The sequence below is a fragment of the Streptosporangium sp. CA-115845 genome, assembly GCF_050943795.1.
In the GTDB taxonomy this organism is placed as follows: Bacteria; Actinomycetota; Actinomycetes; order Streptosporangiales; family Streptosporangiaceae; genus Streptosporangium.
Genome location: NZ_CP191988.1, coordinates 9,119,140 through 9,135,053 on the forward strand (window position 1 = coordinate 9,119,140; position 15,914 = coordinate 9,135,053).

The window sequence follows — 15,914 nt, forward strand, 5'->3', positions numbered from 1 at the left end:
TTCTACGCGAGGTTTTGTCACTCATGTGATTTTCCTCACTCTCGGCGTATTAGAACAAGTTCTACATGTTTCCCGGATGTTAGGCCACCACGTACCGGGAAGTAACTTGGGTCAGATCGAGGGCGATCGACCGCTGGGCAGCACGCACACGGTGTCCAGGCCCAGCACGTGGTTGAGCCGGCCGAACGCCAGCCAGGAGCCGAGGCTCATGCTCAGCTCCACGATCTCCAGCTGGCTGTAGTGCGCGGTCATCCGGGTCCAGAACTCGTCGTCGAGGCCGTGGTGGTCCAGGGCGTACCGCTCGGCGTACTCGGCGGCCAGCCGGGTGCGGTCGTCGAAGGCGTCGGTGGTACGCCACTCGGTCACCGCGTCGGCGAACTCCTCCTCGACCTTCTGCCCGTCCCGTTCGGTCCGCCAGTCGAGGCAGAAGACGCACCCGTTGATCTGCGCGATCCGCAACCGGGCGGCCTCGAACTCGCGGAGTCCGAGGGTGGTGTGGGCGTACACCGCCATCGAGAACTTCGAGGCGGCGACCCCGATGCCGGGGACCATCTCCCCCCACACGTAGCCGATCGCGTCCTTGCCCTCGGGGATGTCGATGTTCACGGTTCTCTCCTTACGAGTTTGCCGACCGCCGGGCGCAGCGGGACGTCGAGCGCGTCGTAGAGTCCGGGTTCCGCGTCCACCAGCCAGTCGATGGCGCTCACCAGGCGGCCGACCGCGGTGGCGTTCCCGCCCGCCGACCGGTTGCCGCCCTCGTCGACGGCCTCGACCGTGACCTCGATACGCGGGCGGCCCTCGATGATGACCCGGTGGGCACCGACGCCGTCGGGCGGCATCGGCCAGTCCGGGGCACAGGAGGCGTGGATGCGGGTGACGTGCTCGATGACGATGCGGGGTTCGCCCTCGACGATGCCCTGTACCTCGAACCGGACCGCGCCCTGGGTGCCGGCCTCGAACTCGCCCATCGTCGTGGTGCTCACCGTGGCGTCGAGCGCGCGCCGGTCCAGGGTCTCGCGGATCTCGTCGAGTTCGACGCCGAGCGCCCTGGCCATCAGCCGTACCTGCCCGCCCCAGACCATGGTCGGGACCGTCGGCGCGGTCATCGGCGGCTCGTACTCCATCGGCTGGCCCATGCCGACCAGGTAGCGGACCGAGTCGGGCTGGTCGTAGGTGGAGTAGTCGAAGATCTCCTGGCAGCGGATCACGTCCACGACGGTGCCGAGCCCGCTGATCAGCAGAGGCAGTACGTCGTTGCCCCAGCCGGGGTCGACGCCGGAGACGAAGAGCGAGCCGCCGCCGTCCGCGATGGCGGCCAGCACCGGTTCGCGCAGCTCCGGCGGGGCGCCCCGCTGGTCGTAGAGCGCGTACAGCGAGGGGGTGACGACCACGGCTCCGGCCCGGATCGCCCTGATGATGTCGGCGAGGGCCTCGTCGGGGCGGATGTCGCCGGACGCCGCGTACACCACGGCGTGCGGACGGGTGGCCAGCACCGCGTCGATGTCGTCGGTGGCGACGATCCCCAGCTCGTGGCCGAGGTCGCCGAGGTCGCCCGCGTCGCGGCCGACCTTGTCGGGGTTGTGGACGAGCACTGCCGCGAGTTTCAGCGCCGGATGGGCCTCGACGGCTCGGATGGCCGCGCGGCCGACGTTGCCGGTGCCCCAGACAATCGTGGAGAGCATGCGCGGAGAGTAGCAAGCGCTTGGTTAGGTGTATAGTGCCGCCGCCATCTCGACAGCCGGCCCCAGAGGGCGCTGTACGACCGCGACGCGGGCGAGATCCTGACGATCCACAGCGGCCCCCATCCCCAACCGGGTGTCCACAGGCCGTCTCGACCTTCTTCACACCCGGCGTCAAGCCAGTCCGGGAAGCCGTTTTTCAACCGTTGACGCGGTCGTAGCACGTATGTAACCTTTGGCCAACACTATGCAAGATTCTTGCAAAGAAAAGTTCTTTTTCTCGCGGCTCTTCGCAACTTCAGGAATGCGCTGCGCCCATGCACCTGCCCCCCATCCGTGTGCGGTGAAGGCGCATGCCTTCACGTCTCGGCCCTGTCGTGCTCGACGAGAGATGGAAGAACGCGAATGAGAAAACCGTACGGACCGTTACGGCTGATGGCGGCCATGCTGGCGACCACGGTCGTCGCCGGTCTGCTCGTCATGGGGTCGGTCGTGCCGGCCTCCGCCGCGGGCGGACCCAACCTGTCGCCGGGCAAGGCGACCCAGGCCAGCAGTTCCAACGCCGAGTACACGGTGTCGGCCATCAACGACGGCAATCAGAACACCTACTGGGAGAGCGCGAACAACAGCTTCCCGCAGTGGGCGCGGATCGACCTCGGCACCGCCACGAGCGTCGACCAGATCGTGCTGAAGGTGCCCGCCCCGGCCGTCTGGCAGACCCGCACCCAGACCCTCTCGGTCCAGGGCAGCGCCGACGGCTCCACCTACAGCACGGTGGTGGCCTCGGCGAACCACACGTTCGACCCGGCGACCGGTAACAAGGTCACGATCGACTTCGGCGCCGCGACCCACCGGTACTGGCGCGTCAACGTCACCGCCAACACCGGCTGGCCCGCCGCGCAGATCTCCGAGTTCGAGATCTACGCCGCCGCCGGCGGCGGCGACACCGAGAAGCCGTCGGCCCCCGGCAACCTCGCCTTCACCCAGCCGGTCTCCGGCCAGATCAAGCTGACCTGGAACGCCTCGACCGACAACGTGGGCGTCACCGGGTACGACGTCTACGCAGGCAACCAGCTCCGGGGCAGCGTCGGCAACGTGCTGACCTACACCGACGACCAGCCGGCGTCGGCGACCGTGACGTACTTCGTGCGGGCCAAGGACGCGGCGGGCAACGTCTCGGCGAACAGCAACACGGTGACCCGCAACGGCACCGGCGATCCCGGTTCGAACCTGGCCATCGGCAAGGAGACGGTCGAGTCCGGCCACGTGCACACGTTCGTCGCGGCCAACGCCAACGACAACAACACGGCCACCTACTGGGAGGGCAACGCCGGTTACCCGAACACGCTGGCGGTCAAGCTCGGCGCCAACGCGAGCGTCGGCTCGGTCGTGCTGAAGCTGAACCCGGACGCCGCGTGGGGCACCCGTACCCAGAACATCCAGGTCCTGGGCCGGGAGCAGAACGCCACGGGCTACACCAACCTGGTGTCGGCGGCCAACTACACGTTCAACCCGGCCTCCGGCGGCAACACGGTGACGATCGACGTCAACGCCACCGTCGCCGACATCCAGCTGAAGTTCAACGGCAACACCGGCGCACCCGCCGGGCAGGTCGCCGAGTTCCAGGTCATCGGCGTCCCCGCGCCGAACCCCGACCTGACGGTCTCGGCTCTCACCTGGTCCCCGAACGCGCCGATCGAGACCAACGCGATCACGCTGACCGGCACGGTGAAGAACATCGGCACCGCCGCCTCCGGCGCGACCAACGTCAACTTCTACCTCGGCGGCACGCTGGCCGGCACCGCTCCGGTCGCCGCTCTCGCGGCCGGCGCCCAGGCCACGGTGACCGCGAACATCGGCACCCGCGGCGCGGCGACCTATCAGGTCAGTGCCAAGGTGGACGAGTCGAACACGGTCTTCGAGCAGAACGAGGGCAACAACACCTTCACCGCGGCGTCGCCGCTGGTGGTCACCGAGGCTCCCGGCCCCGACCTGCAGGTTCTCAGCATCAGCTCCAACCCGCCGAACCCGGCGGTCGGCGCGGCGGTCACCTTCACCGTGGCGGTGAAGAACCGCGGGAACACCGCGACGGGCGCGACCACGGTCACCCGGCTGACGGTGGGCGGCACCACGCTCAACACCAACACCCCGTCGATCGCCGCGGGCGCGACGGTCAACGTGGCCGTCAGCGGCAGCTGGACCGCCACCAGCGGCGGTGCCACCATCACCGCCACCGCCGACGCGACCAACGTCGTCGCCGAGACCAACGAGACCAACAACACGCTCTCCCAGGCGATCGTGGTCGGGCGCGGGGCGGCGGTTCCGTGGGTCGAGTACGAGGCCGAGGCCGCCAGGTACCAGGGCACCCTGCTGACGACCGATCCGCTGCGCACCTTCGGGCACACCAACTTCGCCACCGAGTCCTCAGGGCGGCAGTCGGTGCGGCTGAACAGCACGGGGCAGTTCGTCGAGTTCACCTCGACCAACTCCGCCAACTCGATCGTGGTGCGCAACTCCATCCCCGACGCGCCGAACGGCGGCGGCATCGAGGCCACCATCAGCCTGTACATCAACAACACCTTCGCCCAGAAGCTGACCTTCTCGTCGCGGCACAGCTGGCTGTACGGGAACAGCGACGGCCCGGAATCCCTGACGAACACCCCGCAGGCCGACGCCCGGCGGTTGTTCGACGAGTCGCACGCGCTGCTGTCGTCGACCTACCCGGTGGGGACCACGTTCCGGTTGCAGCGCGACGCCACCGACACGGCCTCGTTCTACATCATCGACCTGATCGACCTGGAGCAGGTGGCACCCCCGGCGAGCCAGCCGGCCGGTTGCACCTCGATCACGACGTACGGCGCGGTGCCCAACGACGGGCTCGACGACACGGCCGCCATCCAGCGGGCGGTGACGGACGACCAGAACGGGGTCATCGGCTGCGTGTGGATCCCGGCCGGACAGTGGCGGCAGGAGAAGAAGATCCTCACCGACGATCCGCTGAACCGGGGTCAGTTCAACCAGGTGGGCATCAGCAACGTCACGATCCGCGGAGCGGGGATGTGGCACTCCCAGCTGTACACCCTGACCGAGCCGCACCTGGCGACCGGCGGTATCAACCACCCGCACGAGGGTAACTTCGGCTTCGACATCGACGACAACGTCCAGATCTCCGACATCGCCATCTTCGGCTCGGGCCGCATTCGCGGCGGCGACGGCAACGCCGAGGGCGGGGTGGGGCTGAACGGGCGGTTCGGCAAGAACACCAAGATCTCCAACGTGTGGATCGAGCACGCCAACGTGGGCGTCTGGGTCGGCCGTGACTACGACAACATCCCGGATCTGTGGGGGCCCGCCGACGGGCTGGACTTCAGCGGCATGCGCATCCGCAACACCTACGCCGACGGCATCAACTTCAGCAACGGCACGCGGAACTCTCGGGTGTTCAACTCGTCGTTCCGCACCACCGGCGACGACTCCCTGGCGGTCTGGGCCAACCGGTACGTCAAGGACCCGGCGGTGGACATCGGGCACGACAACCAGTTCATCAACAACACCATCCAGCTGCCCTGGCGGGCGACCGGCATCGCGATCTACGGCGGCTACGGCAACAAGATCGAGAATAATCTGGTCTACGACACCATGAACTACCCGGGCATCATGCTGGCGACCGACCACGACCCGCTGCCCTTCTCCGGGCAGACCCTGATAGCCAACAACGCGCTCTACCGGTGCGGCGGCGTCTTCTGGAACGAGGACCAGGAGTTCGGCGCCATCACGCTCTTCGCGGCGAACCGGGACATCACCGGTGTCACCATCCGGGACACCGACATCCACGACTCGACCTACGACGGCATCCAGTTCAAGACGGGGGGCGGCAACATGCCGGGCGTCGCGATCACCAATGTGCGGATCGACAGGTCCAACAACGGTGCCGGCATCCTGGCGATGAGCGGCGCCCGCGGCAGCGCGACGCTGACGAACGTCACCATCACCAACTCGGCCAAGGGCAACATCGTGAAGGAACCGGGGTCGAGCTTCGTGATCACACCCTAGTCTTCTCCCGCCTGAGAACGACCGGCCATGTGGTGTGCTCCCCCGTCGGGACACCCGCATGGCCGGTCGCACCGGCGTTCCCCGCGTACCGGCCGGGCCGGGCCGGCGACCCGGCTAGGCCGAGGTGCGGCGCCGGAACAGCACCGCCGCGATGGGGATGCTGATCGCCACGCCGGCGGCCAGCCAGGCGGTGGCGAGCCACCCCGCGTCGCCCATGGGGTGGTCGAGGAGCAGCCCGCGGAGCGTCTTCACCATCGGCGTGGTCGGCTGGTGCTCGGCGAAACCGCGGAGCAGGCTCGGCATGGTCTCCGCGGGGACGACACCGTCCGACAGGTACGGGAAGAAGATCACGACGAAGCTGAAGGCACCGGCGGCCTGGGTCGAGGTGACCAGCAGCCCCCAGAGCACCGCGATCGCGGACACCGCCAGCACGTACCCGACGACGAGCAGCAGCGCCAGCGCCCAGTCGGCGAGCGTGGCGTCGGGGCGGAAACCCAGGGCGATCGCCACGGCCAGGGCGATCCCGGTCGCCACCACGTTGCGGACCACCGAGGCGACGACATGCCCGGCGGGCACCACCCAGCCGCTGATGGGCAGGGTCCGGAAACGGTCGATCATTCCTCGGGTCATCTCGTCCGCGACGCTCACCGCGGTCAACGCGGCGCCGTACCCGCCGGACATGAGCAACACGGTGGGAACGACGAAGTTGATGTAGGTCAGCCCGCTGGACCCGGTGGTGATCGCGCCGCCGAAGACGTAGACGAAGAGGATCATGATGAGCGCCGGCAGCGCGATGTTCACGATGAGCGCGTCGGGGGTGCGCGTCTCGTGGCGCAGCGCGCGGGTGATCAGACGGCCCAGATCGCCCATCGTCGTCCCACTCATGCCGTCACCGCCGTGAACTCGAAGAAGACGTCGTCCAGGGTGGGGCTGCGCAGCTCGACCCGCTCGACGGCGATGCCCTCCTCCGCCAGCAGGTTCAGCGTGTGACGCAACTGGTCGGGGCCCTGCAGTGCCAGGGTGACCTCCCGCGCGTCGGCGTCGAGACGCGGTCCGGTGCCGGTGGACAGGACGGTGCCGGCCCGGGAGGCGTCCTCGGCCCGCGACAGGCGTAGCACCAGGCGCTCGGAACCCACCTGGCGCTTGAGGGCGGCCGGGGTGTCGTCGGCGACGACGCGGCCGTTGTTGATCACCGCGATCCGGTCGGCGAGCCGGTCGGCCTCCTCCAGGTACTGGGTGGTCAGCAGGATGGTGGTGCCGGAGGCGAGCAGCTCGCGGATCACCGACCAGAGCTCCGCCCGGCTGCGCGGATCAAGGCCGGTGGTGGGCTCGTCGAGGAAGAGGATCCGCGGTACGGCCACCATGCTCGCCGCCAGATCGAGGCGGCGGCGCATCCCGCCGGAGTAGGTGGAGACCCGGCGGTTCGCGGCGGCGCCGAGATCGAACCGTTCGAGGAGTTCGGCCGCCCGCCGCCGGGCTTCCCGCCTGCCCAGGTGGTGCAGGCCGGCGAACAGCTCCAGGTTCTCCCTGCCGGTGAGCAGGTCGTCCACCGTGGCCTGCTGGGCGGTCAGGCCGATGCTGCGCCGTACCGCGACGCCTTCCCGCGCGACGTCGTGGCCGCCCACCGTGGCGGTGCCGCTGTCCGCGGCGAGCAGCGTGGTCAGGATCCGGACCGTTGTCGTCTTGCCTGACCCGTTCGGTCCGAGCAGGGCCAGCAGCGAGCCGGTCGGAACGGTCAGCTCGACTCTGTTCAGCACCCGCGTCGCACCGAAGGATTTGCTCAGGCCACGGGCATGGATCGCGACGTCGGTCATGCCCGCCCTCTCTGTGTATGTCGTACCGTGTATCTTATACATAGATTAATCTGTACCAGATACAGAGTCAGCGGGCTAGGCCTTCTGACGTTCGATGGCACGGGGAGGCGGGTTACCCCAGTCATGACATGAATGGGGGAGTGCGAACCGATGCCGTGCCGGTACATCGGCGGCCATGCCGTCCGGGGGAGCCGAAGGTCGGCTGGAGGCTCTCCGGCCTCGATCTCCCGCTCGGCGGCGTCGAGGCACTGGTCGTACGACGCGGGTGATCAGCCGAACTGGATATAGGTGGCCAGCGTGGCGAGTTCGTTCGACTCGTCCGTCGGGAAACGGGCGAGCAGCGTGCGGAGCAGGCCGGTGTCGTCCAGGGTGGCCCAGACGTAGGCCTGCTCCTGGTCGCTGACCGTCAGCTGCCAGCCGATCCCCTCGACCCCGCCGAACTGTGCCGTGTTGCGCCGGGTCACCGTGGTCCCGGCCGGCAACCGCCGGATCAGGCCGTCCCGGATCCTCTCGGTCAGTTCCGTACGTGCCTGCTTCCCCGACGGGGGATCCACCGTGGTGACCCGTACGCTCAGTTGCTGCCGGTTGTCGGGAGAGGTCAGCTCGGCGCTGCCCGCAAGGTCCGCGGAGAACTTCCAGGTGTCCGGACGGCAGAGCGCGAGTCCCCCGATCCAGTCGTTGTGCGGCTTCAGCAGCGCGGTGTTCACCGTCGTCACGGGGGCGGTGGCCGAGGCGAGCCGCCGGGTGCCCGTGTAGAGATCGACCCGGTACTCGCCCGCCGGCGGACAGTTCCCGTCCACGAGACTCCAGATGCCCTCGCCCGATGACTTCTCCAGCGTCGAGGCCGCGATCTGGACCAGGTCATGGCGTTGGGACCACTCGTCGGTGGAACTCGGGCGGTAGTAGGTGATCATGCCGACCTGCGCTCCCTTGGGCAGATCCCGGTAGGTGTAGCCCGCGGTGATTCGCGCCCCCTGGACGGCCACCGCGAGCCTGGACACGGTCGCGGCCGGTGCCTGCCTGGTGTTCGGGGCCAGTTCCTCGCCCTGCGCGCCGACCAGTGCGCCCTGGAGTTCGGCGGCCAGGTCACGGATGTCGTCACGCTGGGAGGCGACGATGTCCAGGGTGGTGCGCATGGCGGCGTAGAGCTCCGCGCGTTCGGCGGGATCCGGCCGGGCTTTGATCCTCTTGATGAGGTCGGCCGCCAGCCGTCTCGCGTCCGCGGCCCGGCCCTGGCCGGCCAGTGCCGCCAGCAGGTTCAGCCAGGGCAGCGGCGGCGCCGGGTTGAGTGCGATGGCGCGCCTGCTGTACTCCTCGGCCTTCTTGTGATCGGGCAGGTGAATGTTGACACCGCCGAGCCGGAGCAGCACGACGTAGCGCTCGCCGCCGAGTTCGAGCGCCCGGGTGAGATCCGCAGCGGCCGCCACCCAGGCGCTCCGCGGAGCGGAGCTGTAGACGTAGTTCGACGTCGATCTCTCCGGGCTGGCGGCCAGGACCCGCGCGGCCGAACGGTGCTCGTAGACCGTCACGTAATCGCCGTCCGCGGCCGCGGCCCGGTCGTACGCCTTGACCGCCCCCTTGAAGTCCCGGAGGGAGGCCAGCCGATCCCCCTCGGCAACGGCTCTGACCGCCTCCTCCGAGGTCGTCTCCGGCGGGGTGACGAGGGCGACCACCGAGCTGACGAGGCAGGTGACGGTGAGGAGGGCCGCCGGCCACACGAGGTAGCGGCGGGTGGACACGCTGACGGTGAGCGACAGGCCGAGCAGGGCGAGGGCCACGGCGAGCAGGGTCACCCCCGCCACGTAGACGTTGTTCTTGTCGCCCCACTCCGACGCGGTCTCCTGGGCGGACTGCTGACGCAGCGTGGCCCGGTTCGCATCGACGTACAGGTCGGAGTAGAGCATGTCCAGCCGGTTGACGTACTTCCCCGAGGTCAGTGCCGACGTGCTCTGGACCTGGGAGTACGCCCGCTTCCAGCGGGTGGCGGCCGCCGACTCGGCGCGTCTCTCCAGCAGCTCGGCCCGGATCGCGTCCAGGTCGTGCCGCTGCTTCAGGGGGGTCATGGCGCCGAGGTTGACCCGGTTCTCCTCGGCCTCCGCCTCGACCGTTATGTGCTCGCTCATCGCGGTGATGGCGGCACGCTGCGCGTCACGCATCGTCCGGTCCTCACGCGCGCCCGCGTCACTGGCGAGATAGCCGAGGGCACCGCCCAGCAGCGCGATCAGCACGACGGCGAGCGAGAGGTGGCGCTTGTACGGCGTGTCGAGGTCCTCGACCGCGGGGGATTCCAGATTGATCTCCATCGATCCGCCTCACCCGGAAGCCAGGGCCAGCGGGAGCGCGACGATCAGCAGGGCGAGATAGCCCAGCAGCGACGCCGTGAACACGGCGGGTCGCCACCGGTGGGCCGGGACGAGCCGGGCGATCGTCAGTCCCACGAGGATCAGAGTCGACGCCACCACGCACAGCGCCAGCCTGCCGGAACGGTCGTGCAGAGCGTCGGCCCGCCGTACGGTCAGCTCGGGCTGCCCCTGCGGGACCGAGTTGTACTCGCTTTCGCGGATGACGGCCTCCCTGCGCAGGTCGTGGTTCCAGGTGGCGGTGGCTCCCGTGCCGGTGCGGTAGCGGAGGTCGAGCCACTCGGCGGCCAGGAAACCGTCGGCCAGCCTGCGCAGCAGCCGCGCCTGTGCCGGGTCGGTGGGCTCGATCGCGTCCGCCTGCGCGTTCATGACCCGATACTGGGTGATCTGGCTGCCCTCGAAGCGGCTGCGCGCGTTGGCGACCACCCGGCTCGACCGCACCTGGACGGTTTCCACCACCGCCTGGCGGTCAGCGTCCACGGCCGCGGAGTCCACCCGGATGGAGACGTAGGTGAGCGCGGCACCGGTGATCGTCACGATGCCGATCGCGACGGCGATCCACAACTCCCACGGCGCGCGTGCGCTCGCCTCCTTGCTTTTAGCCCGATATTTCGCAAAAATCCGAAAAATACGTGACCGCCATACGCTCGGCGGCTCCGCATCCCGAAGAGCCGAACCGGGATCATCCTCGGCCGGTGTCCCCATCTCAAATGGCTCAGCCACTCTTCAATTACAGGAAGCTGTATGCATTACGACAAGTGCGCTTTCGTCGCATTTCAATCACGAAAAAGGTCTTCAACAGATACGTTGTGCAGGACAACCATTGGGTGCGTGGAACGACTCATGCTCCATGACCGCGACGGCTTCTGATCATTTAGCGTCGGGGAACCTCATGATCCCGAAGGTCCCGCCTGTTCGCTTACCCGGTACGCCGCTCCGCCGTCATCTCAGGGACGCAGACGTCTCGCCGCTCAACGCCATGCCGGCGTCAGAACCTGGTCCTGCCGTCCGTCTTCGCGATGCGGCGCACCTGAACAGGATCGATTCCCGTCGCACCCCGTAGATCCGCGCCATGAAGATACGCGCCGGACAGGTCCGCGTCCTCCAGTTGAGCCCCACCCAGACGTGCACCGGTCAGATCTGTTTCGGTTAGGCTTGCGCCGCTCAAATCAGCCCTGCTGAAATCCGATCCACTCAGAACCGCCCTGTCCAGATTAGCGCCACCCAGATCGGCACCGATCAAGCTGGTGCCCTTAAGGTGCGCCTCGCCCAGATAGGCGCCACTCATGTCCGCCCCCTGCAGCGAACCACCGCCCAGGTACGCGCCGATCAGGCGAGCGTCCCTCAGTTGAGCACCGTTCAAACGCACATCACCCAGGTGAGCCTTGGTGAGGTCCGCCCCGTTCAGATTGGCGCCTTCCAGATGGGCGCCTTCCAATCGAAGTCTGAGGCCAGCCGCTCCAGTGCGTAAATCGCGCCAATCCGCGCGTCCAGGGAGCCTCTATTACCCAACTGCTCGACCGCCTTGGTATAGCGGTCGGTGATCTGCGCCTCCTGGGTGGCCTCCAGGGTCCTCGCGGTGTAGACCAATCCGAAAGCGGTGAATCCCACCCCCAGAACCACCGCGAGACTGCTTACCACCTGCATACGGCTTCCGGCCCGCTGATGCCGCAGCTCCTCGCGGTCCTTCACCGGCAGTGCGGCCAATTCCTGAGCCGTAGGAGCCGGAATGGGAACGCTCCTCCTGGCGGGCCATGGCCGCCTCCACCAGTGCTTACGTACAGCCATGCGCCTATTGCACTCCGAACATGACACGGCCCACAAGATGCAATGGACAGGAAAAGAAGGACTCCCTACATGTCTCCGGAGTCGGAACACTTCATCGTCGGGTCGCCTCGATCCGGGTCCTCCGGGACGGGTCGCCGGGCACCACGTTGGCAACGGGCGGCCGACGGTAAGGTCAACTCTGCGCGATGGACACTCTGACGTGCTTAAACGTCGTCCGAGGTGTCATAGGTGAGGGCATGGATGCGAACATCGTGTTGCTCGCCATCGTGATCGTGACGGCGCTGTCCTTTGACTTCACCAACGGTTTTCACGACACGGCCAACGCCATGGCGACCTCGATCGCGACCGGGGCGTTGCGGCCCAGGGTGGCGGTCGGGTTGTCGGCGGTGCTGAACTTCGCCGGGGCGTTCCTGTCGCTGAAGGTCGCGGCGACCATCGCGACGGGCATCGTCGACACCGGCGCGATCACCTTGACGGTGGTCTTCGCCGGCCTGATCGGCGGTCTGGCCTGGAATCTGCTGACCTGGTACTTCGGCATTCCCTCCAGCTCCTCGCACGCGTTGATCGGTGGTGTGATCGGGGCCACGGTGATCGCGGCGGGCACCTCGGCGGTCAACGGATCCGAGATCGTGTCCAAGGTGCTGGTCCCGGCCGTGCTCGCGCCGCTGGCTGCGGTCCTGGTGGCGGCGGCCGGTACGTACCTGATGTACGTCATCACCGGGAACGCGCCGGAGGGGACCCGCGGGCGAGGGCTCAGGTACGGCCAGATCGGCTCGGCGTCACTGGTGTCGCTGGCCCACGGCACCAACGACGCGCAGAAGACGATGGGCGTCATCACGCTGGCGATGATCGCTGCCGGGGCGATCGGCAAGGACGCGGGAACGCCGCTGTGGGTGATCGTGGCCAGTGCGACCGCGATCGCGCTGGGCACCTATCTGGGCGGCTGGCGGGTGATCCGTACCCTGGGCAAGGGACTGACCGACATCGAGACCCCGCAGGGGTTCACCGCGGAGGGCTCCTCGGCGGCCGTGATCTTCGCCTCCTCCCACTTCGGCCTCCCGCTGTCGACCACGCACGTGTGCACCGGGTCGGTGATCGGCGCGGGCATCGGCAGGCACCTGGACCGGGTGCGCTGGAGCGTCGCGGCCCGGATGGCCGCCGCGTGGCTGGTCACCCTCCCGGCCGCGGCCGCGGTGGGGGCGCTGGCCTGGGCGAGCGCGAGTGTGATCGGCGACGGTGTGCTGGGCGTGGGGGTGGTCTTCGCCGTCGCCCTGATGCTGTCGGCGGGGCTGTACGTGGCCTCGCAACGCCGGCCGGTCAACGCCGGCAACGTCAACGACGAGTGGACCGGGCGCCTGGCCCCGGTCCCGGCGATGAAAGAAGGCTGAAAAGGGCTCATACCACCGTGGCGCGAAGATGCGCGTGGCCGGCGGCCAGGTCGCGGCGGATCCGCCGCGACCTGGCCGCCTCGCGGAGAGCGGTGACGCTCTCAGGGGACCAGTCCCGATTCCTTGATGAGCGCGATCGTCGCCTCAAGCTGGTCGAGGTCGTTCAGGTCGACCGAGGGAACCTTCAGCTCGTCCAGAGCGGGCACCCCCGCGGGCGGTGCGGCGTCGGCCAGGACCGGGTACTCGAAGGTCTCCTCGGCGAAGTACTTCTGTGCCTCGGCGCCGAGCAGGTAGGTGACGAATGCCTGCACGTCAGGATTCTGGGCGGCCTTCTTCAGCACGCCGACGCCCGCCACGTTGACCAGGGCGCCGCTGTCGCCGTCGGGGAAGAAGTGCAGCTTGGCGGTGAGCGTGTCAGGCGTCTTACCCCGCTCCTTGGCCAGCTCGCCCAGGTAGTAGTGGTTGATCAGGCCGACGGCGAGCTTGCCGGAGTCGACCTCCTCCAGGATGGGGCCGTTGCCCTCACGGATCTGCGGCTCGTTGGCCTTGAGCCCGGCCAGGAACTCCTTGGCCTTGGCCTGTCCGTGCTGCACCGTCACAGCGGTGACGAACGCCTGGAAGGACGCGTTGGTCGGGGCCACCCCGACCTTGCCCTTCCAGGCCGGATCGGTGAGGTCGAACACCGAGGCGGGCAGCTGGGCGGCGGGGACCAGGTCGGGGTTGTAGGCCAGCACCCGCGAGCGGGCGGTGACACCGACCCATTCCCCGCTCTTGGCGCGGTAGGTCGCCGGCACCTTGTCGAGCACGGTGGCCGGGAGCGGCGCGAACATGCCCTTCTTGGCCACCGCGCCGAGCGCGCCGGCGTCCTGGGCGAAGAAGGCGTCCGCCGGTGACTTCTCCCCCTCTTCGAGGAGCTGGGCGGCCATGGCCGCGGTGTTGGCGTAGCGGGCCTCGACGGCGATGCCGCTCTGCGCGGTGAACTTGTCCAGCAAGGGCTTGACCAGCGACTCGCTGCGCCCGCTGTAGACGGTGATCTTCTTGTCGGCCGTCGGGCCGGCAGCGGCTCCGGTGCTGTCCGCGGACTCGCCACCACAGGCGGCCAGCCCGAGGACGAGAACACCGGTGGTGGCCAGCGCGAGCACGGTTTTGGGGAGGAACGTCGGCACCGTGGTGCTCCTTCGGTCATGGAGAAGAATTCCCGATCACAGCTACATCGCTGTAGAAGTTAGCAGAGCCTAACCTAAGTGCTTGCCGCGGGGCCAGCGCCGGTCACGGTAAGGGGCCTGGTCGGCGACGTGGCGACGCGACGGAACCGCGACACGCGGCTCCAGGAGAGGTCCCCGGCTACGCACGTCGTACGAGGCGAGGCGAGGCGAGGAGCGCACCCGGCCGCGGGCCTCCCGGGACGATCACTTCCGGCGTCGGCGGGAGGGCGAGTGTGTCATCGCCATACCGGCCCGGACGGAGTCAGCGGCGAGTGTCGACGCCGCTCTCGCAGAGGCCGCCGGACTGCGTCAGGTCGACGATGGCCTCTCCGGTCCACACCACCGACCCCGCTGCCACCAGGATGGGAACCGCGAGCAGGAACGCGCCGCGCGGGCTGGGCAGTGGTTTGAGCAGGGCGGCGATCCGGCGTGGGACGGGCCCGGGACCTCGAAGGCCCAGGAACGGCACCGCCCCGGACGGTATCTCACCACCGGGGGACAGCAGGGCCGCCTCGCCGATCGCCCGGGCCGTCGCCCTGCGGTCACCGGTCTGCTCGGCGGCCCGCTCGTCGGCCCAGCGCTCGATCATGTATCCCGCCAGGTGACGAACCTGCCACAGGAAGGGGTGCGCCGCCACGGCCAACCGGCTGGCCAGCAGCCAGCGGTGATGATGGCCGCTCAGATGGGCGTGCTCGTGCGCCATGACCACCGCGTGACTCTCCTCGCCGAGAGCGTCCAGCATGCCCTGGGTCACCACGATCCGGCCCGGCCGCCCGGGGAGGGTGAAGGCAGCCGGTCGTTTCTCGGCCACCACCACGACGTCGCCGCCGGGAAGGGCGGCGGCCTGCTCACGAGCGGCGCACAGCGACCGCCGCTCCCGCCGGGTGCCGCCGGCGAAGCTCGCGACGGCGATCACCAGGAAGGCCAGGGCGGTCCAGTACGGCCATTCCAGCAGATCACCCCGGCTGAGGACCAGGAGGGCATGGATCGAGACGGCCGCCACGCTCACCGAACTCGCGGCCGCGACCACGACGGCCGAGGATACGAAGGCCACCGCCGCCGGTGCCGGATGTTGCCGGTCGACCAGCGCCGCCATCGAGACGACCAGTGCCACGGGAGCCACGAGCGTGGACAGGAGGAAGTGGTCGATCACCGGTCTTCCCCCAGCAGCAGTCGCCGGACCAGTTCCTCGTCGCCGGCCGAGAGCCCGGAGATGAAATGCGTCAGGGCGGGTGCGTGGTCGGCCTCGGCGTCGAGCAGTCGTCTCATCCGCCAGGCGACCAGCCCCGAGGGGTCGGCGGGCGCGGCATAGCGGTAGGCCCGCCCGGACCGCTCACGCGTCACGACACCCTTGTCGTGCAGCCTGGTCAGGGTGGTCACCACGGCACTGTAGGAGAGCTCGCCACCCCCTTTGCCGCTGAGCAGGTCACGTACCTCCCCCGGCGACAGGGCGCCGGACGCCTCATGAAGCACGGTGAGGATCTCCGCTTCCAGGACCCCCGGGGATCGGCGAGAGTTCATCGGACGACCATAGCGGCCCCCGCCAACGGCCCGGAGGCGGTCACCCTTTTCCCGGACCGTCGCCGGCCTCCACGACGCCGGTACGGCCGGAGCGCGCCGCGACCGG

13 protein-coding genes are annotated in these 15,914 nt (G+C 68.7%); 2 read left to right on the forward strand and 11 right to left on the reverse strand.

Annotation, left to right across the window (positions count from 1 at the left end):
* Positions 1–111: 111 nt before the first annotated feature.
* Positions 112–606, reverse strand: a complete 495-nt coding sequence (locus ACQP0P_RS43305; protein ID WP_433367677.1) for a carboxymuconolactone decarboxylase family protein — start codon at positions 604–606, stop codon at positions 112–114.
* A complete protein-coding gene (locus ACQP0P_RS43310; protein WP_433367679.1) occupies positions 603–1,682 on the reverse strand; it encodes an NAD(P)H-dependent amine dehydrogenase family protein in 1,080 nt (359 codons plus the stop codon). Before ACQP0P_RS43310 ends, ACQP0P_RS43305 begins: the two co-directional genes overlap by 4 nt.
* Positions 1,683–2,084: 402 nt before the next feature.
* Between ACQP0P_RS43310 and ACQP0P_RS43315 the strand changes: the two genes are divergently transcribed.
* A complete protein-coding gene (locus ACQP0P_RS43315; RefSeq protein WP_433367682.1) occupies positions 2,085–5,732 on the forward strand; it encodes a CARDB domain-containing protein in 3,648 nt (1,215 codons plus the stop codon).
* Between the two features lie 114 nt (positions 5,733–5,846).
* Here ACQP0P_RS43315 and ACQP0P_RS43320 read toward each other — a convergent pair whose 3' ends face one another.
* The 6 genes from ACQP0P_RS43320 to ACQP0P_RS43345 all read right to left on the reverse strand — a co-directional run bounded on the left by ACQP0P_RS43320 (position 5,847) and on the right by ACQP0P_RS43345 (position 11,613).
* Complete coding sequence (locus tag ACQP0P_RS43320; protein ID WP_433367685.1) at positions 5,847–6,617, reverse strand: ABC transporter permease; 771 nt, start codon at positions 6,615–6,617, stop codon at positions 5,847–5,849.
* Entirely contained in the window at positions 6,614–7,546 is a 933-nt protein-coding gene (locus ACQP0P_RS43325) for an ATP-binding cassette domain-containing protein (RefSeq protein ID WP_433367688.1), read from the reverse strand. Before ACQP0P_RS43325 ends, ACQP0P_RS43320 begins: the two co-directional genes overlap by 4 nt.
* Positions 7,547–7,815: 269 nt before the next feature.
* The gene (locus ACQP0P_RS43330) at positions 7,816–9,849 is read right to left on the reverse strand and encodes a tetratricopeptide repeat protein (RefSeq protein WP_433367691.1); all 2,034 of its coding nucleotides are present in this window, start codon (positions 9,847–9,849) and stop codon (positions 7,816–7,818) included.
* A gap of 9 nt (positions 9,850–9,858) precedes the next feature.
* Positions 9,859–10,470, reverse strand: coding sequence for a hypothetical protein (locus ACQP0P_RS43335; protein ID WP_433367694.1), 612 nt, complete (start codon positions 10,468–10,470; stop codon positions 9,859–9,861).
* Between the two features lie 424 nt (positions 10,471–10,894).
* Positions 10,895–11,344, reverse strand: a complete 450-nt coding sequence (locus ACQP0P_RS43340) for a pentapeptide repeat-containing protein (protein ID WP_433367698.1) — start codon at positions 11,342–11,344, stop codon at positions 10,895–10,897.
* On the reverse strand, positions 11,311–11,613 hold the full coding sequence (locus tag ACQP0P_RS43345; RefSeq protein WP_433367700.1) for a hypothetical protein: 303 nt from the start codon (positions 11,611–11,613) through the stop codon (positions 11,311–11,313). Before ACQP0P_RS43345 ends, ACQP0P_RS43340 begins: the two co-directional genes overlap by 34 nt.
* A gap of 317 nt (positions 11,614–11,930) precedes the next feature.
* Here ACQP0P_RS43345 and ACQP0P_RS43350 point away from each other — a divergent pair, with 317 nt between their 5' ends.
* Entirely contained in the window at positions 11,931–13,082 is a 1,152-nt protein-coding gene (locus ACQP0P_RS43350; protein ID WP_433367703.1) for an anion permease, read from the forward strand.
* Between the two features lie 101 nt (positions 13,083–13,183).
* Here the strand turns inward: ACQP0P_RS43350 and ACQP0P_RS43355 are convergent, their stop codons facing one another.
* From ACQP0P_RS43355 to ACQP0P_RS43365, 3 genes are all read right to left on the reverse strand, one after another.
* On the reverse strand, positions 13,184–14,248 hold the full coding sequence (locus tag ACQP0P_RS43355; protein ID WP_433367706.1) for an iron ABC transporter substrate-binding protein: 1,065 nt from the start codon (positions 14,246–14,248) through the stop codon (positions 13,184–13,186).
* Positions 14,249–14,549: 301 nt separating this feature from the next.
* Positions 14,550–15,440: a M56 family metallopeptidase gene (locus ACQP0P_RS43360; RefSeq protein WP_433367709.1), complete on the reverse strand. Its 891-nt coding sequence runs from the start codon at positions 15,438–15,440 to the stop codon at positions 14,550–14,552.
* Entirely contained in the window at positions 15,437–15,808 is a 372-nt protein-coding gene (locus ACQP0P_RS43365) for a BlaI/MecI/CopY family transcriptional regulator (protein WP_433367711.1), read from the reverse strand. The genes ACQP0P_RS43360 and ACQP0P_RS43365 overlap by 4 nt, the downstream gene beginning before the upstream one ends.
* Positions 15,809–15,914 lie beyond the last annotated feature (106 nt).